The 22,758-nt window shown below is 38.7% G+C and carries 19 protein-coding genes; 5 read left to right on the top strand and 14 right to left on the bottom strand.

Annotated features, from left to right (window positions below; translation table 11 throughout):
• Nucleotides 1-404: 404 nt before the first annotated feature.
• The 6 genes from H4075_RS03490 to H4075_RS03465 all read right to left on the bottom strand — a co-directional run bounded on the left by H4075_RS03490 (nucleotide 405) and on the right by H4075_RS03465 (nucleotide 6,728).
• Nucleotides 405-1,154, bottom strand: a complete 750-nt coding sequence (locus H4075_RS03490) for a LamG domain-containing protein (RefSeq protein ID WP_182804190.1) — start codon at nucleotides 1,152-1,154, stop codon at nucleotides 405-407.
• A 325-nt stretch (nucleotides 1,155-1,479) separates the two neighbouring features.
• A complete protein-coding gene (locus H4075_RS03485) occupies nucleotides 1,480-1,902 on the bottom strand; it encodes a globin domain-containing protein (protein WP_182804188.1) in 423 nt (140 codons plus the stop codon).
• Nucleotides 1,903-2,054: 152 nt separating this feature from the next.
• A complete protein-coding gene (locus H4075_RS03480; RefSeq protein ID WP_182804186.1) occupies nucleotides 2,055-2,480 on the bottom strand; it encodes a globin domain-containing protein in 426 nt (141 codons plus the stop codon).
• Between the two features lie 17 nt (nucleotides 2,481-2,497).
• Complete coding sequence (locus tag H4075_RS03475) at nucleotides 2,498-2,809, bottom strand: hypothetical protein (RefSeq protein WP_182804184.1); 312 nt, start codon at nucleotides 2,807-2,809, stop codon at nucleotides 2,498-2,500.
• A 117-nt stretch (nucleotides 2,810-2,926) separates the two neighbouring features.
• On the bottom strand, nucleotides 2,927-3,697 hold the full coding sequence (locus tag H4075_RS03470; RefSeq protein ID WP_182804182.1) for a LytR/AlgR family response regulator transcription factor: 771 nt from the start codon (nucleotides 3,695-3,697) through the stop codon (nucleotides 2,927-2,929).
• Between the two features lie 10 nt (nucleotides 3,698-3,707).
• On the bottom strand, nucleotides 3,708-6,728 hold the full coding sequence (locus H4075_RS03465; RefSeq protein WP_182804181.1) for a ligand-binding sensor domain-containing protein: 3,021 nt from the start codon (nucleotides 6,726-6,728) through the stop codon (nucleotides 3,708-3,710).
• A 327-nt stretch (nucleotides 6,729-7,055) separates the two neighbouring features.
• Here H4075_RS03465 and H4075_RS03460 point away from each other — a divergent pair, with 327 nt between their 5' ends.
• Nucleotides 7,056-8,636 (top strand): C1q-like domain-containing protein, encoded by a 1,581-nt coding sequence (locus tag H4075_RS03460; protein ID WP_182804180.1) that lies wholly within the window; start codon nucleotides 7,056-7,058, stop codon nucleotides 8,634-8,636.
• A gap of 22 nt (nucleotides 8,637-8,658) precedes the next feature.
• The gene (locus H4075_RS03455; protein ID WP_182804178.1) at nucleotides 8,659-10,053 is read left to right on the top strand and encodes a T9SS type A sorting domain-containing protein; all 1,395 of its coding nucleotides are present in this window, start codon (nucleotides 8,659-8,661) and stop codon (nucleotides 10,051-10,053) included.
• A 55-nt stretch (nucleotides 10,054-10,108) separates the two neighbouring features.
• Here the strand turns inward: H4075_RS03455 and H4075_RS03450 are convergent, their stop codons facing one another.
• The 8 genes from H4075_RS03450 to H4075_RS03415 all read right to left on the bottom strand — a co-directional run bounded on the left by H4075_RS03450 (nucleotide 10,109) and on the right by H4075_RS03415 (nucleotide 19,221).
• Nucleotides 10,109-10,882 (bottom strand): LytR/AlgR family response regulator transcription factor, encoded by a 774-nt coding sequence (locus H4075_RS03450; RefSeq protein ID WP_182804176.1) that lies wholly within the window; start codon nucleotides 10,880-10,882, stop codon nucleotides 10,109-10,111.
• Nucleotides 10,883-10,901: 19 nt separating this feature from the next.
• On the bottom strand, nucleotides 10,902-13,889 hold the full coding sequence (locus tag H4075_RS03445; RefSeq protein ID WP_182804174.1) for a ligand-binding sensor domain-containing protein: 2,988 nt from the start codon (nucleotides 13,887-13,889) through the stop codon (nucleotides 10,902-10,904).
• Nucleotides 13,890-14,032: 143 nt separating this feature from the next.
• A complete protein-coding gene (locus H4075_RS03440; protein WP_182804173.1) occupies nucleotides 14,033-14,782 on the bottom strand; it encodes a hypothetical protein in 750 nt (249 codons plus the stop codon).
• A gap of 12 nt (nucleotides 14,783-14,794) precedes the next feature.
• Complete coding sequence (locus tag H4075_RS03435) at nucleotides 14,795-15,601, bottom strand: DUF4595 domain-containing protein (protein WP_182804171.1); 807 nt, start codon at nucleotides 15,599-15,601, stop codon at nucleotides 14,795-14,797.
• A 162-nt stretch (nucleotides 15,602-15,763) separates the two neighbouring features.
• Nucleotides 15,764-16,513: a hypothetical protein gene (locus tag H4075_RS03430; protein WP_182804169.1), complete on the bottom strand. Its 750-nt coding sequence runs from the start codon at nucleotides 16,511-16,513 to the stop codon at nucleotides 15,764-15,766.
• A 40-nt stretch (nucleotides 16,514-16,553) separates the two neighbouring features.
• Nucleotides 16,554-17,306, bottom strand: coding sequence for a DUF4595 domain-containing protein (locus H4075_RS03425; protein WP_182804167.1), 753 nt, complete (start codon nucleotides 17,304-17,306; stop codon nucleotides 16,554-16,556).
• A gap of 217 nt (nucleotides 17,307-17,523) precedes the next feature.
• Nucleotides 17,524-18,282 (bottom strand): hypothetical protein, encoded by a 759-nt coding sequence (locus H4075_RS03420; protein WP_182804165.1) that lies wholly within the window; start codon nucleotides 18,280-18,282, stop codon nucleotides 17,524-17,526.
• A 165-nt stretch (nucleotides 18,283-18,447) separates the two neighbouring features.
• Nucleotides 18,448-19,221, bottom strand: coding sequence for a hypothetical protein (locus H4075_RS03415; RefSeq protein ID WP_182804163.1), 774 nt, complete (start codon nucleotides 19,219-19,221; stop codon nucleotides 18,448-18,450).
• 340 nt (nucleotides 19,222-19,561) lie between these two features.
• Here H4075_RS03415 and H4075_RS03410 point away from each other — a divergent pair, with 340 nt between their 5' ends.
• The 3 genes from H4075_RS03410 (at nucleotide 19,562) to H4075_RS03400 (ending at nucleotide 22,749) form a co-directional block, all read left to right on the top strand.
• Complete coding sequence (locus H4075_RS03410) at nucleotides 19,562-20,812, top strand: C1q-like domain-containing protein (RefSeq protein ID WP_182804161.1); 1,251 nt, start codon at nucleotides 19,562-19,564, stop codon at nucleotides 20,810-20,812.
• 22 nt (nucleotides 20,813-20,834) lie between these two features.
• Nucleotides 20,835-21,596 carry a T9SS type A sorting domain-containing protein gene (locus tag H4075_RS03405; RefSeq protein ID WP_182804159.1) on the top strand — a complete coding sequence of 254 codons (762 nt, stop codon included), beginning with the start codon at nucleotides 20,835-20,837 and terminating at the stop codon, nucleotides 21,594-21,596.
• A 211-nt stretch (nucleotides 21,597-21,807) separates the two neighbouring features.
• Nucleotides 21,808-22,749, top strand: a complete 942-nt coding sequence (locus H4075_RS03400) for a hypothetical protein (RefSeq protein ID WP_182804157.1) — start codon at nucleotides 21,808-21,810, stop codon at nucleotides 22,747-22,749.
• Nucleotides 22,750-22,758: the final 9 nt, after the last annotated feature.

The raw sequence follows: 22,758 nt of genomic DNA, 5'->3' as shown, positions 1-22,758 counted from the left end.
CTCATTACTCCGGAAAACTAAGCCTGATATATCCAGGTTAATTTATTGAGAAATAAAATATACTTCCATACCCGACATAATGTTGGTACAAATATCCATAGAAACACTTAGGGCAGCTATAGTCTGCTTACCCTATTACTTGTAGTATGGATTCTACATTACTGGAGAGAAATAAAGTTATTGCCGATTGAACCGCTTTTTAAAAACCGGCGCTTCCTAAGTGTAATTAACAGATCATTGTGCGGCAACATTGATCATGACTATTTCCAATGTTGTATTACATTTTCCCATGCATATTTTACTACTGCTGTAAAATTTTTACCAAGGCCTTGTTCTAATGTCCCAAACACGGAAAAGCCGCCTTGCTTTCGCAAGGCGGCTTTTAAAAACGTTGATACGTTATTTTAGAATTTTGCAAGATTCAACAATTCAGTAGACGAAAGCACTCTGTTATAAATGCGTAAATCATCCAGACTGCCTTCCCAATATTGATATCCATTATTATACCCGTAGCCAACCAAATATTCAGATACTAAGCTGTAAGGACCACTACCAACCGGTGAAGGCGAGCTTCCTATCAGTTTTCCATCTATGTAAAAAGACAATGCTTTATCGGAACGTGTGGCTGCTATATGGTGCCATTTGCTACCCACATTGCCGGAAACAACATATTGACCGTTTATACCGTTCCAGTAACCCATCTGGTATTTGTTTCCCATTTGTGACAAAGAAAAACTCTGCGGACTATTTACGAATGGTAAATTTTCCAGTGTATACATATCAGTTTTTACCCAAACTGATATTGACATGTTTGTAGCTAATGGTACATTCGGGATATCTAAGCCATAGTTTCCGTTGAATTTTATAGCTTGGTTAACGACTCCTTTTCTATCGGCAGTATAAATCACACGACCAACAGTGGATGTAGCAGTAAGCTGATTGGTTGCATCGCTAAGTGTTCCGTTAAATGTGAACAGACCAAGCAATCCGTTTCCTAAAGTTGTTAACGGAGTTTCTTCTCCTTGTCTTTGAGAACTACTTGTCATTTTAGTTTCAATTGAAACGTCAGGTTGGGTTGTTTGCAATTTTTCCTTACTGCAGGAAATGAATACAGTTGTTGCAATTGTTGCGAAAATTAAAATGTGCTTTTTCATTGTTTAAGGTTAAATAGTTAAAGATTTTTTTGTTTAATTATTAATGACAGTGTAAAAATGGCGTCAGTGCAGGTTAAAAAAAAATATATTGGGCTCACCTGCTTACATTAGAATTTTAGATGTACCTGAATACGATTTATATGCACAAGCTCGCACAGAACAAATGAATTTTCGAAATGTATAGGTAACAGCTCTTAATGAAGCATGAATAAAAAAAGAGATTACTAATAGAAGGAAAAATCAATGATCCCTGATGCATTTACTATGTATAAAAAAACAGCCTCTGCAAAATGCAGAGGCTGTTTACTAAGAATATAGTATGAATTTACTTTATTGGCGCTTCCGATGAAGCGGCAATCATGGCATCAGACAAAGTTGTGTAACATTTTATCCAGGCTTCTTTCACTTCCTCATTCCAATCCCTACCCAACCCTTGTTCAAGTGTCCATAATAAGGCTTCGCCCACTTTTCTATATTGACCAGGCTTTACACCGTAAGCAACATGACGTTGGCCCATGGCAGCAATTTCACCGGACAGATCTTCCAGATGATCGAGTCTTCCTACAACAGTACTAAGCATATCAATTATTTTTTGATACTGCTGGTTCATGTCTTTCGGAAACATTTTACGTATTGATGGGTTATCAAGAAATAACTTAGAGTAGAAAGTATCGCCCACCACGGCGGGATCAATTTCCCTGAAAAGTTTCCACGTACGTTTAATTAATATGATCTCTTCTTTTGTCATCTCTGTTCATTTTCTTCAACTGTAAAATTGCGGGAAATCAAAAATCACACAAAAATTAATTGAGTGAAGTGTAGCAAAAATCGATTAAAGTGTAAAAGCCCCCCAAATTCTGTCGGGGGGCAACATTAAACCTTATCTACCAAGAGAACCAACTATGCCCGTTCAGATGTTTCAGCTGTTGCTTCCAACATAGCTGATGCCAGTAAATTATAACAGGTAGCCCAGGCTTGCTTTACCTCAACGGTAAAGAGGTTTGCAAGTGCCTGTTCCAAAGTCCATAACAAAGCGCCGCCTACAATTTCATAATGTTCTTCCTGCACACCATATTTTGCATGTCGTCGGGCCAGCCCTTTAATGTCTTCCAGGATTGTATCCAGCTTATCGAGCCTGCTGATCACATACCCGATCATTGCCATGAGTTTTTTTGATTGTACAGGAATGGACTCGCTGAACATCGGTTTTAAATAAGGCGCCGACTCAAACAGACGTTTGTAAAAAATACCGCCTGCAACTACAGGATCAATACGCTCAACAACCGACCATGAATACTTTACCAGGTGAATTTCGCTTTGTGTCATTTCATATATTTTTTTGGTTAAACAATTAAGATTTTCGAAAGATCATCGGGGCAATAGCGGATGTGCACCACGTCACCAATATGTGGCTTTTGTGCTTTATTGAGTAAGGTTTGCATATGCCTGTATGTTACAACGCCTTTGATCTTTAACATTACCCAAAGACGCAGTTGCACATAACCAAGTAACTGATCGTTCTCCTCCACCATATCAAGAATATGTGCTGTTGCGGGAACACCGGTGCGTAGCAGGAAGCGCTGCCATTGCAGTTGCTCGTACACTTTACGCCTCTTGTTTTTCGGAAATAATTTATTGAACCATTGTAGCAACATATCCTTGATTTGCTTACAAATATTCAATAAGAAGTAAGGGGTTTAAAAATATATCCTGTTGAAGCGTATAGAAATTAAACTGAAGTGTTGCGCTATTGAGTTTCAAATAAACTGCACCTATCTATCCATCCATTTTTTAAACTCCGGACTTTTCAAACGGCTCATATCGATCTCGAGTTTATGATTCGGTTCTTTTAGTTTGATGATGAGTTTTGAGTTCTCAACCGGCTTTACAGTTTGTATGGCTTCGATGTTGATAATAAACTGGCGATTGGCCCGGCAGAACTGGCGTGGATCAAGCAATTCTTCTACTTCTTCCAGTGTCACATAATCGATCATGTATTTTTCACCATTCATGAGATAAATATAATTGAGCACCTCCTTGCTGAAACAGGCAATATCTTTTGTATTGATGGGCATCCATTGATTACGCACGTTTACGATAAATTTCTCTTTGTATTTCGATGAGCCTGATGGATTAGCTAATGATTTGATCAGCTCTGCCAGATCAGCAGGTGGCTTTTCATTTTTTCCGAGCAACTTCCGCCCTTTATCAATGGCAGCGGCAAGCTCGGTTTCTTTAACCGGCTTTAATAAATAATCAACTCCGTTTACCTTGAATGCACGAATGGCATATTCATCGTAAGCTGTTGTAAAAATTACCGGGCACTTCAAACTGAAATCGTTGAAGATATCAAAGCTTACGCCGTCGCTCAGTTGTATATCCATGAACAGCAGATCAGGTTCGGCATTTTCTCCAAACCATTTGCGTGCAGTTTTTAAACTGGGTAGCACATGCACCACATCCACATCAGGAGCTACTTTCTTTATTTTATTTTCCAACACCTTGGCGATGATTTCTTCATCCTCTATTATTACTGCTTTCATATTGCGTATTTTAAATGAGTGGTATTTTAATTTGAAATGTTTGTGCTGTTTCTTCAATAAGTACCGGCTGGCTGCTCAGGTAGCGATAGAGTGATGCAAACTGAGCAAGACCTTTTTTGTTAGATGTTTCTACTACATTCTTCTTTTGTAAATTATTCTTCACCACTAAATAGTCGTCCTCAATAAAAATATCAATTACAAGAGGGGATGCTGTGTCAATTATGTTATGCTTAATTGCATTTTCGATCAGGTTCTGCAAGGTAACCGGTGCAATTTTATAATGCAGGAACTCATCAGGCACATTCATATTTACCTGCAATCCTTTTTTAAACCTTGTCTGCTGCAGGTTGATATAAAGCTGTACAAATTCAATTTCATCTTTTAAGAACACGGTTTCATTATCGCCATTCTTTAAAATATACCTGTAGATGCCCGACATCTGTTCCAGGAAATCTCCCGCCACTTGTTGATTTGTTTCAATAAGACCCGATAAAGAAGTAAGTGAATTGAATAAGAAATGTGGATTAAGTTGTTGCTTCAGGCTTTCATACATCACCATTGTTTTTTCTTTCTCAAGCTCCTGCGCTTTTGTTTTAAGTGTAAGAATTTGCTTTTGCTTATGCATGCGGAAGCGATAAAAAAACACTAAAGCTCCTGCCAGTAAAACGCCAATGATCAACCAAAACCACCATGCTTTATAAAAAGGGGTGCGAATGTAAAGTGTTATTACCCGCTCCGGAGTTTGCCACGACCGATCTTTCGCAACAACTTTTACCCTGAATGTATATTTTCCGGGATTGAGATTATTATATAAAGCTGCAGCACTTGTATTTGCTGTCATCCAGTTTTTATCAAACCCATCCAGTTTAAACTCAAATGTATAGGGGAAAATCTGCGTATTGATCAATGAGCCGAAATTAAACTCCAGTGAGCTTTGATCTGGTTCCAGGTTCAACCTGGTTTCATCAACAATCAATTTATCCTTTCCGGAAATTTTTATCATGCTCAGCAGCGGTCCTTTTACCACAGGCTTCAAATGAAGCCGCTCCGGCATAAACTTTACCACATCTTTATATACAGTTGAAAGCATGGCCCCGTCACTATCTTGCAGCAGCGAGTTTGCGTAACTAAGTGTGTTTTCATAAACAGGCAAATTGTAATGACTGATGCTGTTTGTAGTCGGATTATAAACTGAAAATTTATTCATAGCAACAATCCAAATACGGCCATCCCTGTCGGGCATTGCCTGTCGGGCAAAACTTGTTATTTCATTCGACTGGCTGAATAAATGCATTTCTTCTTTGCGGGTATCATATTTATACAAACCAATCCCCGCTGCAGCCATCCATAAGTTTCCTTGTTTGTCATCGGCCATAGAAGTTAAATAACCTGACAACTCCTTTGCTTTGTTCTTTATGTAATATTTCAGTATTACTTCATTCTGTTTATTTACGTAACCTAACCATCCAAAGGCAGGAATAAACCATGGCCTTCCTGCACTGTCAAAGTACGGTGCTCCATAAACAGGTCGCTGACCATCCGGCAAAGAATCAACCGAAGATTTTATTTTTATTGCATTGTTTAAAACCTTATTCCATTTTATGAACCCTTCATTTGTTGAGAACCAAACATCATTGCCATGTTCAACAAAGTAGTTGTAGGGTATGTAGGGCAAGTTTTGGAATTTCTTTTCGGAAGGTATTAGTTGCTTTGTTTTTTCATTAATTCGCCAAACGCCAGTATGCGTGAAGGCGTAAGGCTGACCATCCATAAACCCGACCCTGAAGACCGGGCCAGCCTTCTGTCCGGCTATATTCTTTTCCGACTTAGAAACATCAAAATACTGATACTTTCCGGAAGCGGGATAATAATGAATAACTGCTACATGCCCTTCAGATGCAAGCCACCAACTTTTATCTCTTGGGTCAATTGAGAAACCTCCAAGCCAGCCATTTTTAATTTCCGGAATATTTTCAACGATAGGTATGATGCTGTAGATATTTTTTGAATAATTACATTTTGAAATGCCGCCATCGGTTGCAAGCCAAATATTTTTATCATCATCTTCCCATGCATCCCAAAATCCATCACCTGCAACAGACAATGGATTGTCGTTTTTATAAGCAATAATTGTAAAGTTGTTTTTTTGATAATCGATTACTGCCATTCTATTATTCCAGGTACTTACCCAAAGCCTGTGATTGCTGTCTTCAAAAACGGTTTGGCCGTTTGTTTCTGGCATTGCCGATCCAACATACACCTGGTGCAAAATTTTATGTGTAGCTGGATCGAATGCAATGATATTTTTTGTAAGATTATCGAAGAACCAGAGGTAACCACCCGGTGCTAATGAAAGTGCTGCCACACTGTGATTTGTAAACAAAGAATCGCCGGGTTGATTTCTGTAGCCATAAAATTTTTTTTCGTCTTTGCTGTAATAATGCAATCCTGTACGTGTGGCAAACCATAGTCCTTTGCCGGAAGGATCTTCAACGAGCCCGTTTTGCCTTACAGAATAATTTCGAAGCGAATCTTTATTCCGTGTAAGCGGCTCTATTTCTTCAAACACTTTTTTCTGTTTGTTAAACTTCACAATATTCCACTCGGTACTCGCCCAAATATCTCCCTCTCTGTCACACAAAATATTTTGTACTCTTCGTGCAAAATCTAATGTGGGCGGTATGTAATTAATAAACTTATTTTTTTTAACCTGGTAGCAGAATATACCGCTGGCCGTCCCCCCCCAAATATTACCATCTCTATCTTCGCACAAATCAAGTATTTCATTATTCATAAATGCATTGGTATCATTTCCCGATTTGAAATTGTAAAAATGATTGCCGTCAAACCTGCTAAGGCCATTAACAGTTCCAATCCACAGTAAACCATGGCTGTCTTTTAAAATACGATAGCTGTAATTAAAACTCAGCCCCTGCCGTTCACCAATGTTGTGAAAAATAAACCCCGATGACTGGGAGTGTAGCTCAAAAAAAGCCAGCAGGTAGATTGATATAATAAGATATACTCTCACGTGTAGTGTAAATTAGTTGGGCAACGGAAAACTAATTAAAACAAGCGGGCTACACAAGTTTTGAAGTACAATATGCCCAAAATTGAATTGAAATGCACAAAACTTCAAACGAGATGTGTGTGCACTAAAATGAATTCGCATTTGCAGTATCTGATTGCATTTTACTTCTCTTTTTCCGCATTTGCATTTCGTTTTAAAAGCTCATCACATCAGCTTGCAAATTTGCTCTATCAGCATCATAAACTTTAGGCTGGTTTTTTATTTTTTCATTTTTGATCCGTCAATAAAAACAAATCAAAATTTTAACCAATGCTAAAACAAACTCAAATGAAAAAGTTAATTCTACTTAGTTCAATGATCATTCTCGCACTCTGTATAAAAGCACAAAGTGTTGCTGTAAATACTGATGGTAATGCTGCACATGGCAGCTCAATATTCGAAGCTAAAAGCACGACCAAAGGTTTGCTTATTCCACGCATGACATCGGCCCAACGTTCAGCTATTGCAGCACCGGCACTTGGCTTATTGGTATTTGATACTGATACAAAAACAATTTGGGCTTTTAATGGTATAGCATGGTCGAACCTTACTTCGGCAGGTGGCGGTAGCTTAACACTCCCTTTTTCACAATCAGTAAACATGGCAACTTCTCCCTTCCTGTTAACTAACCAGGGAACCGGTGCCGCCATTGAAGGTTCTTCTACCGCTCAATTTGGTATCGGTATGACTGCTAAAACAACAGGCGACGGTGGCTGGGGGCTTTATGCTTTTTCAAACGGAGCCGGGGCAAAATCAATTAATTCTTTTGCTGACAATGGTACGGCATTTCATGGTGAAAATAATAACCCTGCAAATACAAACACGCTGATGAATCTTTTCAATAAAGGTGCAGGAAAAACAGGCAGCTTTCAACTTGCCAACTCCAGCAGCACTTCTGCTAATGTGCAGATCGCAGGTAATCACCTGGGAGAGCAATTAAAAATATATCAAACAAATGCCGCAAATACATCCCCAGCCGTTTCAATAGAGAACGCTGGATCAGGTACAGGTGTTGAAGTTATATCAACTACAGGCTATGCTGTTAAAGGTGTTACCAATACAGCAACAGGTTTTGCCGGAGTTCACGGATCAAATAACGGAACAGCTGGTAGTGGTGTTATAGGTGTATCACATGCTCCAAATACACAAGGGGTGTATGGAAATTCAAGCAGTGGTATTGGCGTAAGAGGCCTTTCGAATTCCGGTACTGCTTTATACGGTAACAGCTCAACAGGATATGCTCTTGAAACAAACGGAAAAATAAAGATCGCAGGCGGTAATACTAACCCAAGTGCCGGAGCTGTATTAACAAGTGATGCAACTGGAAACGCTACCTGGCAAACACCGGCTGCAGTAACACCTAAAATTGCATTCAGGGCAGCAGGAATCGCAGATCCTACAAATGTTGACAATATGATTCCGTCTTCTCCTCCCGCTCCTGAATCCTATGTCATTAGGAAAAAAGTTGATTTCGCAGCTTTGAGTTATGATTTCGGAGGAGTATATACTTTATACAATGGAAGTAATGAAAGCACTGCCAGTAAGTTTACAGTGCCAATGACAGGTCTTTATCACTTTGATGCGCAATTCGAATTCTTATTTGCCGTTACGTTTGATTATAGGGAAATTGAAATCTCACTTATGGTTCAGCGTGGTGCGGAAACTTTTGAGATGGCAAGAGGTGGAAGCTATATCAATAGCGTTGACAATACGATAGCTAGTGTAAGCACTGATCTAACTTTGCTTGCTGGCGACAAAGTGTATGTAGCAGCTCGTCAAAATAATTTAAGTTCACTACCCTCAGCATTTGTAAGTCAGGTTAATTCAAACTTCTTCAGTGGTCATCTGGTATTTCCTTTCGGTAACTAATCACAGCACCTAATTACATTTTATGAAACATTACATAACTCTGCTGCTCCTGTTCGTCATTTTTGGGCGGGCAAGTGCACAGCTAAAAATTGAACCCGGAGCTAACTGGGTCGTTAGTGGAAGTCCATCCATTGTGCTGCATGATATGAACCTGGTGAATGATGGTGCGATTAACAGTGGAACGGGAACATTCAAATTTACCGGAATTCAAAATTCCACCGTCAGTGGCAGCATTATTCCCGGATTTTATATCCTTGAAATGGCAAAAATAAACAGTGCAAAAATTCTGCTTAACAGCAATATCAATGTGAATCATTCGATCAATTTTGCAGCAGGTCAATTGGATATGAATGGCAAAAATATCTTTCTTGCATCAACTGCATATCTGAGCAATGAAACAGAACTGAACAGGATAACCGGCGCTAACGGTGGGTATATTCAAATCATTCAAAACATGAGTTCGCCTAATATGACCAATCCCGGAGGACTTGGTGCATTTATTACAAGTTCTGCAAATTTGGGATCTGTCACCATTCGTCGTGGGCATACAACACAAAGTGGAACAGGATTAACCGGAAGTATCAATCGTTATTATTCAATTGTACCAACCAACAACAGTAACTTAAATGCAACATTACGTTTGAGCTACTTTGATGCTGAACTAAACACACAGAATGAAAACAATCTTGTCATGTTCCAAAGCAGTGATGCAGGAACCAATTGGATTAACCTTTCTAAAACAACTGATAATACCACTTCGAACTTTGTAGAGAAAACCGGAATTGCAAGTATTGCCTTACAAACTTTAGCAAACAACAACATCATTGCCACTGCTGTTACAGGTCTTGTATTTACAGGGAGCAGAAAGAAAGCTACCGATGTACAATTGAAATGGACCACACAAACCGAAACGAATATGAGTGGTTTCCAGGTACAACGAAAGCTTGATACCGAAGCTGATTTCACTGACCGCTCGTTTGTGACTACGCTGGCACCTGGCGGTAACAGTACTTCATTGCTGACTTATCAACTGGTTGATGCCAATGCGCACACCGGCATGTCATCGTATCGGTTAAAAATTGTTGACAAAGCAAATAACATTACCTATTCGCCCATCATTAATGTTGCCGGAAAAACTAAAAGCGCTGGTGGCAAAGGAAATAATCGTGAAATGAATGATGATAATGTTGCAGAAGTAAAAGTTACTGTTGGCCCTAATCCTAACAATGGCAACTTCTGGTTCGTAGTTAGTGGCATAGAAAAGGAAACAGCTGCAACTCTCTTCACAATTGATGGTAAAGTGATGAAACAGTTCAAGGTCTTCAATATGCAACAGGAAAAAATAAATGGTTTACGCACCGGAGTTTATATGCTTAAGGTGCAAGGAATGGAAACAGTAAAAATTATTGTACAGTAAACGTTACCCAACATCCTCTACATAAAAAAGCACTCATTCAATTGAGTGCTTTTTTTTATTGGTCTACCCATTTCTTAAACATCGGTGCTTTCTCCCTGCTCATATCAATTTCAAATTTGTGATTGGGTTCTTTCAGCCGAATGGTAAGCTTTGAATTCTCCATCGGTTTAACTGTTTGAATAGCGTCAATATTTATGATGTATTGCCGGTTAGCTCTGTAAAAATGATTGGGATCAAGTAGTTCTTCCACATCATCCAACGTAGAAAAATCGAGCATATAACGTTCGCCATTGAAAAGATAAATATAGTTGAGGGTTTCTTTGGCGAAACAGGCAATATCAGTTGTGGCAATGGGCATCCATTGGTTGCGGATGTTCACAATAAAACGTTCCTTGTATTTCTGCATGGCCTGGTGAGGATTGGCCAATGCTTTCATTAACTCAGTAAAATCTGTAACAACCGGATTCTTACGTTCAATAATGGCTTTGCATTTGTCAATAGCCCGGCTTAATTCTTCTTCATCAACCGGTTTTAATAAATAATCCACGCCATTTACTTTAAATGCACGGATGGCATACTCATCATAAGCCGTTGTAAATATAATCGGACAGTTGAGCTTAAAATGTTCCAGCAGTTCAAAGCTTACACCGTCGCTCAATTGAATATCCATAAATAAAATATCCGGCTCTGCGTTATTGAGAAACCATTTCTTTGCCACCTTCAGGCTGGGGATTATTTCCACCACATCAATGGAAGGATCAACATTTTTGATCTTGCCCTGCAATACACGTGCAATGATATCTTCGTCTTCAATAATAACTGCTTTCATATAATTCGTTTTAGTGTGATCAGATCAAGGGAATGCGGATGATAAATTCGCTTGCGGTTTCTTCAATCAGTACGGGTCGTCGGCTCAGGTATTGATACAACGATTGCAGACTAGCCAATCCTTGTTTGTTAGATGTTTCCACCATATTTTTCTTTTGCAGGTTATTCTTCACCAACAGATACCCATCTTCACTTACTATGTCAATGATCAACGGCGTATCAAGATCAATGATGTTATGCTTCATGGCATTCTCTACCAAATTCTGCAATGTAACCGGTGCAATTTTTTTATGCAGTTCATCTTCGCTTACATCTATTTTCACCTGCAAACCTTCTTTAAATCTTGTTTTCTGCAAATTGATGTAAACCTGTACAAACGCAAGCTCTTCTTTTAAACTCACCAGTTCACTATCCCGGTTCTTTAAAATATAGCGATAGATCTTCGACATCTGCTCCAGGAAATCCCCTGCCATCTTCTGATCGGTTTGAATGAGCCCTGACAAAGAAGTTAACGAGTTGAAAAGAAAATGCGGATTCAATTGCTGCTTTAAACTCTCATACATCACCATCACTTTTTCTTTTTCCAACAGTTGTGCTTTGCCTTGCAGTTCCAGCAATTTCTTTTGCTGACGAATGCGGTAACGATAAAACGCATACACGAGAGCAATTGCAAGTAAAAACATCAGTAACCGAAACCACCATGTTTTATAAAACACCGTTGCGATGTGTATGTTGATCGTTTGTTCAGAGCAATTCCATTCAGTCCGGTCATCCGATGCTCTCACACGAAATATATAATTGCCGCCTGGTAATTTTGTATAATCTGCAAAACGGTTTTGTGTGTACTTCCAGTCTTCGTCAACTCCATCCAGTTTGTAAGCATACCATGTGCCGGATGCATTTTCAAAGTTGATCGCTGCAAAACCAATCGTAAAAAAGTTTTCATCGTACTGCAGTTCAATCTTGTTTTGCAGTAATGGCTGTTCCGGTTTGCCCGGCAATGTAAATGAGGTAAAGAAGGGCACAAGTTTTTTATGCTCCTTTGTAAACTGCTGTGGCGAAAAATGAATAAAGCCGTTTTGAGTGGGCATCATGATATCACCACCGGTCATTACTGAAGCTGCATGTTCTGGAAATTCAATAGAAGGCAATCCATGTTGCAAACCAAAGGAAGTAAAATAATTTCTGCTACTGTCGAGCAATTGTAAACCCGCACCTGTAGCAATCCAAAGCCTGTTTTGTTCATCAACAGCCAACGCACTTACACTGTTATTGATGAGTCCGTTTGTGTGATTGTAATTTTTTATTTCGAACGATACAGGATCAATAGATGTTAAACCTGTAAATGTGCTGATCCAGATAATTCCTTTTTTATCTTCGGTAATATCTACAATAGAATTTCCTGCAATGCCTTCCTTTTTATTATTTGATGCCTGCCAGCGATAATGCTTTCCGGAAGAAGGATCGTACATGCCGGCGCCTGATCCATTAAACCCAAGCCAATAACGCCCTTTGCTATCATGGTATACTTTTCTGCCGCCTTCACCTGCAAATACATTCATGCCGGGGAATGAACGTATGCTGTGAAATTTTTTCTCTCCTATGTTGTAGTAATAGAAACCATCTCCGTCTCGTGATGAAAACCAGAAATTTCCTTTGCGGTCTTTATCTGCAGAAAAATAAAACACTTCAGGAATGGAATCCTTTGCTGTGTAAAAGATCATTTTATTTTCTTTCTGCAGGTATTTATTGATGCCTCTGCCTGTTGCTATCCAGATATTATTTTCATCGTCACAAAAAATTCCCCGCACAGAGTTAAAATGGATCATTGGTGTTTCACCTTCCCTGTTATTCCATTCACGGTATTCGTTTGTAACAGGATCGAACTTTACAACACCGTCTATTGTTGCAAACCATAGTTTGCCATTTTTATCTTCGGTTGCAATTCTTGCCACACGGCGGTTTCGTATGTCCGGCTCCTTATCAAATACAGGGATAATGCGGAAAAGATTTTTATCAGGATTAAAGTAGTTAACACCGTTGTTTCCCGCAACCCAGATTACACCGTTACGATCGCAATAAGCAGTGCTGTGCAGGTTGGTGGAAGGCGTCCATATTTTTAAAGGATCATGAAGAAAACGCTCAAACCGGTTAATGGCAGGATTATAAACCAACAAACCTTGCAACTGTGTTGTAACCCAAACTCGCCCTTTCTGATCAGCAATGATCGATGTAAAATTTCGTATGGTATTTTTTCCGGTTTCTAAATACTCATTGTAAACTTCATAGCGCTGCAGATCAGGACTTACTTTCAGCAGTCCTGCCCTATCTCTTACCACAAACCAATAATTTTTATCAGCATCTACCTCTGCAACAGTTATTGTTTCATTTTTAAGAAAAGGTATCTCAATCTTCTGCAGCTGTTCAGTTAACAGATTAAACCGGTAAAACCCTTTTTCAAATGCCAATAGTAAATCGTTGTTTTGTCGTTCCATTGAAAAAATTCCCGACTTAAATATCTCATTATTACTGTTACGGTAAAAGATCGCCTTCCTTGTTAAAGGATTATATTTCACTAGTCCCTTTCGTGTGGCAATAAAAACGGTTGTTTTATTAACCGGTTCAATTTGTAACACCCAGGTATTCTGCAACGCAGCTACAGGAATAAACCGATCGGTTTGTTGGTTGTATTCAAGCATGCCGTCTTCAAGTCCAACAAGGAAACCTCCGCTGCTATCCACCGACATGGCACGGGAAAGAGAAGTTGGTAAAGAGGTGCTGTCGCCGGCAATATGACTGTAATTTTTTACTGAATACCCATCAAAGCGATTTAGCCCTGCCCTTGTTGAGAACCACATAAAGCCTTTACTATCCTGGGCGATTGCTAAAACACCTCCGTCATTCAACCCATCTGCCACAGTAAGCTTCCTGAAAAAGAAACGGCTCTGCTGTGCAGAAGCATCTTTTAACAGGAATAATGTGAGCAGGATGGACAACAAAATTTTCATACTTCCTCAAATTTATTATTCCTGCGTTGATATGGAAATTTATGGTTGAAAAACTGCAGAATGGGAGTTGAAGTGTAGGAAAATTGGGTTGAAACGTAAAAGCCCTGCCAATGGCAGGGCTAATCTTCTTTACCGAATTTCGTTTACTGAAATGAACAAGTGTAAACGATTGGAGCCTGACTGGAAATTGAATAGGTGATTGTTTTAACGTATCCATCAGTATCAGGAGTATAGCTCATGTTAATTTCAATGGCGGGGTGTCCGGGAGAACTCACATATTTGACCGATTTAACCAGGTTTTTCGATTGTTTTCCAAATTGCTCATCTGTTACAAAATGTATTCCTTTAAAATCAAACAGATCAATTTTGATCGGATTAAGTTGATTGATGTAATAATCAAACATAATGGACGCATTTTTTACACCAGCCACGTACATAGTCATTGTTACTAAATTACCGGCCTGATATTCGTAAACATACTTTTCAAATTTATTTGAACTCACTTCCGTAATTATTTGTTCGGCAACATATCCATCAGCATTGTATTTAAACTCCTGTTTAGTTATAAGAGTTCCCGAATTGTAGCGGTCGATTCTTGTTACTCTTCCCTGCGCATCCTGTACCGCATTTTTATAGTCGCTTATAGAACCAAATGCTGTTTTCTTAGCTGAAAAAGGAATACCTGGTTTATAAGTTACGCTCATTTCGTTATTTGTAAACAAAAGCAGTTTGCGATCATTTGCATAAAACATCGTCCACTCACTCTGACCGGGAGCTGTAACTTCAATGAGGTTCTTTTTAAACATAGAGGCGGTTTCTACAGGTGCGCTGCTATCTTTTCTACAACTGATTGCAAATGCGCTAACGGCAATGAGATAAAATAATTTTTTCATGATTTTATTTGTTTATTCGAAAATGAAATTGTGAATATTAGTATTGCCTTTAATCTTCAACTCCAGTTTAGCTGGGTAACCCTCCGAATCAGTAGTATAGAAGTACTCTTCTGTTTTAGTTTCATTGGTAGGATATTGCGTATAAGTCCAACTCTTCAAAAGATTTTTATTAAATCTTCCAAAATTGCCCTCAACCATGTAGCCAATCTCACGAAGATCAAGAACGTCAATATTGAATTGATTCAACTTATCTGTATGATAGGTAAACTGATGATCGTATCGCAACACTCCGTTATCATAACTTTTCATACTTATGAGATTTCCCTGCTGATAAGTATACTCCCAGATAGTAACCATACCAGTTGAAATTACTTTTTGTTGCATAGCAGTCAGAAACCCTTCCTGATTATATGTATATTCAAACTTGCTGTGAAAGACGTTGTTATAAAATCGCTCTGCTTTTACAATCCGCCCATCTGCATTTTGCGTTGTATTTTTTAATTCGTAAATATCATTTTGACTTTGAGTCTTCACAGAGAAATCTGCTCCCTGGATAAACGAGGTTGAAGAATTTGAGTTCGTTGTAATGGATAAAATACGTCTTTCTGCATTGTAATTAAAACTCCGGTTGAAATTTGAAGAGTTATTCAATGTCTTCAACTTTTTTTTAAACTCTTGTACCGGAGGTTCTGTTTTTTGAACGGGGTCGTTTCCTTTTTTACAACTGGCGAATACAAGCATCGCCGAGATTGCAATTAATAACTGTTTCATAATTTTTTCTAGATGTTTTGTAATTTGATGTTGTAAAAATGCATTCATAAACTGCTGATAAAAAATATATACAAGCAATCCGAAAGAATTTACACTTAAGGTGTAGAAGAAGTAAGTTTATTCGTAAGCTGTGCTAACTTAAATCTGATGAGACTTCCGGAAACGTAAAAGCCCCGCAGTGTGATGCGGGGCTTAACGATTATTTTAAACTTACTGAAAATTACAACTATATACAGTGGGTGCCTGACCTACTGCCGTTGCCGTTATGGTTTTAAGATATCCTGCTTCATCAAGCGTATAACTTAAATCAGTTGAAAAAAAAGTCTGGCCATCCTTTGACAAAAGTTTGACTTGTTTAACAAGATTTTTGGATTGCCTTCCAAAATGATCATCAGTTACAATGTCAATGCTTTTAAATTCAAACAAATCAATGTGAAGTGGATTGATGAGATCAGGATAATAATCAAACACAAACGATCCTTCTACTACTCCATTATTGCTTGCGGTTATGGACACTAGATTCCCGCCATTGTAAGCGTAAACATAGGCCGCTACTTTGTATGGGTTGGCAGCAGTTTTTACCGCCTTAACCAGGTAACCTTGCTCATCGTAGGTAAATTCATATTTACCAGAGAGAACAGCACCATTATAGTAATCAAGTTTTATCACCCTTCCATTCGCATCCTGCACGCTGTTTTTGTATTCCACATTGGCAAGCCCGGCTTCTGTTTTCTTTGCAGAAAAAGGAACTCCCGGTTTATAGTTAATGGTTCGGGTGCCGGCAGAAAACGAAAGCAGCCTGTGGTTGTTTGTGTAAAACATATTCCACTCACCCTGACCGGGGCTGGTCATGCTGACCAGGTTTTTGTTAAATAAAACTGCCGCCTCAGGTGCTGTTTTGTCTTTTTTACAACTGCTGGCGAATGCAACAATTGCAACGATAAAGAAGATTTTTTTCATAATTATAACTGTTTTTTTTGATTAGCAGACGAAGCGAGTGCTAAAATTTGTATGTGTATGTTTGTATGTAATTTTTAATTTGCGAAGAGACAACTTCCGATACAGGATAGCCTTCCGCATCAAAGTTCAGGTTGTACTTTGTATGATTGATGACATCGCCGTTGGCATTAAACGACTTTACTTCTTTCAAATGGTATTTCAATGGTTTACCATAAAGAACATCTGATGGCCAGATATACCAATATGTTAGCCCTGATTTGTTTACTCTTGAAAAGTCGTAAACAAATTGTTCGGTTCTGTAGACACTAACTCCGTCAGATACTTTTAGAGAAACGGGCACACCATTTTCGTAGGTAAATACTTCTTCGTGAGTACCGCCCCCACCAGATCCCTTCAAAGACAACATGTTTCCCGATGCATCATAATTAAACAAATAAGTATAAGAAGTAAGACCGTTGCTTTTGTATTCGGCCTTTGTAATAGCGCCTGATCCATTCAACACACATTCAATTGTCTGATCAATGGTACCATCGCTGAGTTTACTTCTGGTAACAACGAGATTTGAAGCGCCATTATATGAGAAACTGTATTTATGATCAGAGTCCATGTAAGTAGCAAGCCGACCACTATTGTCGTAACTTATTTTACAAATCTCAGCTGGGGAGCCATTAAAACTATAACTGAACTCGCTCAGTTTTCCTTTTTTCACTAAATTTTCTGCCTTTGGTACTTTTTCCTTTTTACAACCGGCGAATACAAGCATCGCCACGAATGCAAACATTAACTGTTTCATACTTTTTAGATGTTTTTAAATTTGATGCTGTAAAAATGCACCGGCATACGCTTGATAAAAAACATATACAAGCTATCCGGAGAAATTTGCAGTTAATCTGTAGCAGAATCAATTTTAGCTGCAACTGCCGTAGCCGTTTGTCATTGAAAATGATCGCAAAAGTTCTGCAAATAAAAAACCCCGCTGAAAAGCGGGGTAAACCATATGAGAGAACCAACTATAGAAAAATTAAATTGTACTTTTTTAAAACTTTATTATTTGCTTCGATACTGATTGATTGAATACCGTCATTTGAATCACTACTATACAAGTATTGAAAGGCAACACCTGTTTGTTCACCGGAAGCGACTGCCTTTACATTTTTAACCAGGTTCCTCGATTGTTTACCAAACTGTTCATCGGTTACAAAACCAATTTGCTTTATATCGAACAAATCGATCTTTATTGCGTTGCGCCTTTTTTTATCATACTCAAAAAAAACTGTTGATACCAATTCCTGGCTTTTATGTTCCAGTATTTTTTGCAGATTACCATCCGTATAATAATAAAGATATTCCTGTACATCTGTCGTTCCTGCAAATACGATTCGTTGTCTTTCAAGATATCCCTCATCAGTATACATAAACTCAATGCTGCTTTCACCTTCATCCTCCGCATACTTAGTGAGCTTCACTATTCTTCCCGACGCATCCCGTTGCGAATTCCTGTAAACGATTTTACTGTTGCTCGCTTTATTTGAAAGTGTAAGGAAGTGATCGCTGCCCGGTTTATAATAATGAACGGCTGTCCCGTTTGTATGCGCCAGTAATTGACCTTGTGCATTATATAAAAAATGAGAACTTTCACCATTACCGGTTACAACTGTTGCAGGAAGTTTGTTAGATGCCAACTCCGCTTTAGGTTCTGTAACCTGCATACTTTTTTTGCAGTTCAATAGCAGCAAGGTTACTGCCAGCGAAACGACGATGAGTTTCATAAATTTCTGTTTGGACCGTAAAATTGCAATTCAATCTGCGTTGCTCATAACTTAACTGAGCAAAGGGTCAGTTTTGTTTAGTTAAAGGTGGTAAAAGTCAAATGGAGTGAATAAAAAGAGCTGCAACGGCATGTGGCAGCTCTTTACAAATTATCGTCTAACTAATTAAAATGTATACTTTCTCAAAGCGTTTGCCCCTGTTAAAACATACGCTACTTTTTCTTCTAAGCTATTGCTGTTGTTGTTAAATGTTCTAGTATAAACAGTATGAAAGGTTATTGTACCATCGTCTGGTTTTGCTACTTTATAAGTTTTTCTCGGGTTTTTGTTTGGTATACCATAAAGCGTTTCACTTACCCAGGAAGACATAGCTGTATGAGGCATCATACTCAATTCGTTCAAATCATATTCATACGTTTCGTTTTGCTGAAGAATACCATTACGGTACAACTTGGCTGCAACAACGTTCCCTTTTTCAAATACAAAAAAACATTCCTGAACATCATCGTCGTACAAAGGCGTTGTGTATTTATAACTTACCATATACCCATTTACATCATAACTGTAATTCCAGGTCTCTGTCACTATTCCTGCCGGATTTCTTTTTTCACTTTCGGTAATTGCACCTTTGCTGTTCAGCTTCGCTGTTTGCGTCCAAATTACTTCGCCGGTGGCTTTGCTTTTTGCAATTATTTTCAGTTCGTTTTTAGTGGGATATTCAAACAAAAGGGAATTCTTCAAAGAAGTAACAGACGAAATTCTTCCTTCTGCATCATAGGCATATACTTCATTTCTGTCTAAAACTCCATTGGCGTAAATGGCCAATTCTTTCACTTTTTTAAATACTGTTTTGGTTGCAGGTTCAACAATTGTTTTTTCTTTTTTACAACTCATCAGTACCAGAGAGCTGCATAAAATAACTGTAATGATCTTTTTCATGATTAATATTTTTTATTGAATACAAAATTGCCTTCATGATTACGCAGATAAAAAAATATTGTATCCAGACGTTAGCGAACACTGTTGAGTAGTAGAAATTCTTATTTAAAAAGGAATAAAAGCAAAAAAGCCAGAGACAGAAGTTTTCACCTTAATAATATACCCACGAAAATGATAGTTCTTCATTTCAAATAAGCAGCTGCAAAAAACGATTCAACTTGATTTCTCTACAATTCAACAGTAAACCCACACAGCAACAGGAGATAAGTTTTTAAACAGGTTGATTGTTTTTCATTTTTGATCCATCAAAAAAATAATCATCAACACAAAACATCTATTTATGAAACAGGTTTTCACTTCAATCATTCTTCTCCTTCTTACCACAACAGTTTGGGCACAGGCACCTAAGGTCATTAATTATCAGGGGGTGGCACGAAATGCAAGTGGTGTTGCCTATGCAGGTCAGCAGATCAGTGTACGTTTAAGTATTCACACAGGTACTCCCGAAGGCACTATCGAGTATAGTGAAACACGCAATGTAACTACCAACCAATTCGGCCTGTTTAATGTGGGGATTGGTAGTGCAGGAGCATCTTTTATGCAGGGAAGCATCAACGGCGTCAACTGGAATGCAGGTAATAAATTCCTTAAAACAGAAATAAGTATTAATGGACAACCCTATGCCAGCCTTGGAACAACACAAATGATGAGTGTGCCCTTTGCTATGCATAGTAAAGAAGCAAAAGAGATTGTTCTTCCTTTTGCCCAAACCGGTTCATCTTCTACCGACCTGTTGAGTGTTGCAAACAGCGACAACACAACCACAACATCTTCAACAATTAAAGCAACGGCAGCATCCGGCAGGGCATTCTATGGCAATTCCAATACGGGAACAACAGGATATTTTGTTTCGAACAGCGGTACAGGCGTTTTCGGCTATGCTCCCAATGGTACGGGTGTAATTGGAATGACCAATTCTGCAAGCGAAATCGGAGTTTCTGCTATTAACAATGTAAACGGCTTGGCTCTTTCTGTTAAAGGTGGGTTACGTATCAATGGCGGCAACACAAATCCCGGCGCAGGAAAAGTTCTTACCAGCGATGCACAAGGAAATGCAACCTGGCAAACACCGGCTCCAACCGCCACTATTGGATTTCTTGTCAGCGGTGTAGCACAAGGAGGCCTACAAATTCTACCAAATGATATTGATTACAAAATCCATCCGGCTGTTAAGGAATACGATGGAAGTAATAACTTCTCATTGTATACCCAATCACCCTCCAGCACATTTACAGCACCGGTGGCAGGCCTCTATCGATTTACCATTCGTGTTAGAATTGAATCAAACGATATGGATACATACATTGACTACAGTTATCTCGATTTGATGGTAAGAAGTAATGGTATAGATTCAAAAAAAGAATTTGCCGTAGAATGGAACCCGGACTGGAGCACGGCATCTTTAACACTTGACAAAGTAGTTGCACTAAAAGCAGGCGACCAGGTTTGGGCAAGTTCGATAACCAAAACAGAAGACAACAGTAACCCTATTCTTACGTACTGTGATTTTGCAGGTTACCTTATTAAATAATGAACGCACATAAACAAGAGTTATGAAACAACTACAAATCCTCCTGATACTACTATTTCAAATAACAATACTCTCGGCACAAACCATTACAGGATCGGTAACAAACAGCAGCGGATTATCTGGCACAGTTAACAATATTCACTTTGAATTCAATCTCGGTGAAAGTTTTACAAGTACCATTGGAAATGGCGAGGTAATTACACAAGGTTTATTACAACCCATTACACTTACTCAAGGTCCCCTTCCCGTTCTCGGTCTCGAGTTCAATGCCAAACGCATCAACAACAGCAAGGTGCAACTCGATTGGAAAACAGTACAGGAGATTAATAACAAAGGCTTTTATGTAGAGCGCAAAAAAGAAACGGATGTAAATTTTACCCAAGTCCACTTTGTAAAATCGGCAGCACCCAATGGTAATTCATCGTTACCGCTCAACTATTCACATATTGATATGAATAGTTTAAAAGGCAAAACCTACTATCGGTTGAAACAGGAAGACCTCGATGGCAAGTTTATGTTTTCAATCGTACGCATGGTGAATGGAGGTAATGGAAAAACAACTTCATTGAAAGTATGGCCTATTCCCTCAACAGGACCGGTAAACATCAGTGCAGAAGGAATTGAAAACGATGCAATACTTGTGTTTGATTACAATGGCCGGTTAATAAAACAGTTAACCATCACAGCAAAGTCGCCAGTACAACTCACAGGATTAGCACCGGGCACTTACATTGTAAAACTCAGTTCGGAAACAGAATTATATCAAAAGATCATCATTCAATAAGGATAATTAAAAATAGAATGAAAGGAGTGCTTTTTGCATTCCTTTGATTTTATTGGGTATAAACTTTGGGAATACCTAAAGTATATTTTTCTACAATTCAACAGCAAACCCACACATTAACTGGATATAAGTTTTTAAATCAGTTGCTTGTTTTTCATTTTTGACCTGTTAAATAATCAATCAACTCATTCTTAACACAAAACATCTATTTATGAAACAGTTTTTCTCATTCTTGATTTGTACTCTTATCGTTGGTGCGGCCGTGGCGCAAATGCCGCAAGCCATCAACTACCAGGCTGTTGCCAGGAATAACAGCGGTCAGCCATTGGCCAACAAGGCAATTAAAGTGCGCCTTAGTATTGTAAACACGGCTGCTGGAAATACAGCACTCTATTCGGAGACAAGAAATGTAACTACTAACACATTGGGATTATTTAATGTGCAGATTGGTGGACCTGGCGCCATATCCACCACAGGAAATTTCGCATCTGTTAATTGGCTAAATAATACATCAACGAGCAAAGCTTTAAAAGTGGAGCTTGACGTTGATAACAGTGGTTTATTTATTGACATGGGTATACAAGGCCTCACTACAGTTCCTTATGCATTTGCAGCTGACCAATCTGTAAATGCAATTAATATTGGCGGCCATTATGTCGATACAAATACACCTACTCTTGGCGATGTACTGAAATGGGATGGAAGTGCATGGGTTGCGCAGCGACCTGCAAAAACGTACAATGCACAAACTCCTGTCAATGTTGTTTCGGGAGGCAACTTGCAGTTCCAATGGGCGGCAGAGCCTAATGAAATTACTGTTTATGAGGGCCAAACTATAACAGCAGCTATAAGTGCAATTTTAGGTACATCATCGGGCACAGCTACTCAGGTTGGCTTAGCCATAATATATCAAAATTCAGCCGGCGGACCGCTGGTTTCATTCAGCGGAAGCGGATACCTAATTGTTTCGGCAATTTCGACACGTAATCTCTATACTGTATGCGGAACAGTTAAAGTTGTATCTGCAAATGCCACTCCGAATACAGGCGAAATAAAAGCCGGTACTTACAAAATTGGTATGGGAATTCGCAACACCAGCTCAACAGCAATCAATAATTCAGATACTATCAATGGTTTTATTCTGGTACAATAAATAAACCAC

It is taken from the genome of Lacibacter sediminis (assembly GCF_014168535.1).
Lineage (GTDB): Bacteria > Bacteroidota > Bacteroidia > Chitinophagales > Chitinophagaceae > Lacibacter > Lacibacter sediminis.
Note: the sequence above shows the minus strand (reverse complement) of the source record. Positions and strands in the feature narration are given on the sequence as shown.

Excerpts from the sequence above, each read along its gene's own strand:
- H4075_RS03490 (WP_182804190.1), bottom strand. The coding sequence starts at position 1,154 with ATGAAAAAGCACATTTTAATTTTCGCAACAATTGCAACAACTGTATTC.
- H4075_RS03485 (WP_182804188.1), bottom strand. The coding sequence starts at position 1,902 with ATGACAAAAGAAGAGATCATATTAATTAAACGTACGTGGAAACTTTTC.
- H4075_RS03480 (WP_182804186.1), bottom strand. The coding sequence starts at position 2,480 with ATGACACAAAGCGAAATTCACCTGGTAAAGTATTCATGGTCGGTTGTT.
- H4075_RS03475 (WP_182804184.1), bottom strand. The coding sequence starts at position 2,809 with ATGTTGCTACAATGGTTCAATAAATTATTTCCGAAAAACAAGAGGCGT.
- H4075_RS03470 (WP_182804182.1), bottom strand. The coding sequence starts at position 3,697 with ATGAAAGCAGTAATAATAGAGGATGAAGAAATCATCGCCAAGGTGTTG.
- H4075_RS03460 (WP_182804180.1), top strand. The coding sequence starts at position 7,056 with ATGAAAAAGTTAATTCTACTTAGTTCAATGATCATTCTCGCACTCTGT.
- H4075_RS03455 (WP_182804178.1), top strand. The coding sequence starts at position 8,659 with ATGAAACATTACATAACTCTGCTGCTCCTGTTCGTCATTTTTGGGCGG.
- H4075_RS03450 (WP_182804176.1), bottom strand. The coding sequence starts at position 10,882 with ATGAAAGCAGTTATTATTGAAGACGAAGATATCATTGCACGTGTATTG.
- H4075_RS03445 (WP_182804174.1), bottom strand. The coding sequence starts at position 13,889 with ATGAAAATTTTGTTGTCCATCCTGCTCACATTATTCCTGTTAAAAGAT.
- H4075_RS03440 (WP_182804173.1), bottom strand. The coding sequence starts at position 14,782 with ATGAAAAAATTATTTTATCTCATTGCCGTTAGCGCATTTGCAATCAGT.
- H4075_RS03435 (WP_182804171.1), bottom strand. The coding sequence starts at position 15,601 with ATGAATGCATTTTTACAACATCAAATTACAAAACATCTAGAAAAAATT.
- H4075_RS03430 (WP_182804169.1), bottom strand. The coding sequence starts at position 16,513 with ATGAAAAAAATCTTCTTTATCGTTGCAATTGTTGCATTCGCCAGCAGT.
- H4075_RS03425 (WP_182804167.1), bottom strand. The coding sequence starts at position 17,306 with ATGAAACAGTTAATGTTTGCATTCGTGGCGATGCTTGTATTCGCCGGT.
- H4075_RS03420 (WP_182804165.1), bottom strand. The coding sequence starts at position 18,282 with ATGAAACTCATCGTCGTTTCGCTGGCAGTAACCTTGCTGCTATTGAAC.
- H4075_RS03415 (WP_182804163.1), bottom strand. The coding sequence starts at position 19,221 with ATGAAAAAGATCATTACAGTTATTTTATGCAGCTCTCTGGTACTGATG.
- H4075_RS03410 (WP_182804161.1), top strand. The coding sequence starts at position 19,562 with ATGAAACAGGTTTTCACTTCAATCATTCTTCTCCTTCTTACCACAACA.
- H4075_RS03405 (WP_182804159.1), top strand. The coding sequence starts at position 20,835 with ATGAAACAACTACAAATCCTCCTGATACTACTATTTCAAATAACAATA.
- H4075_RS03400 (WP_182804157.1), top strand. The coding sequence starts at position 21,808 with ATGAAACAGTTTTTCTCATTCTTGATTTGTACTCTTATCGTTGGTGCG.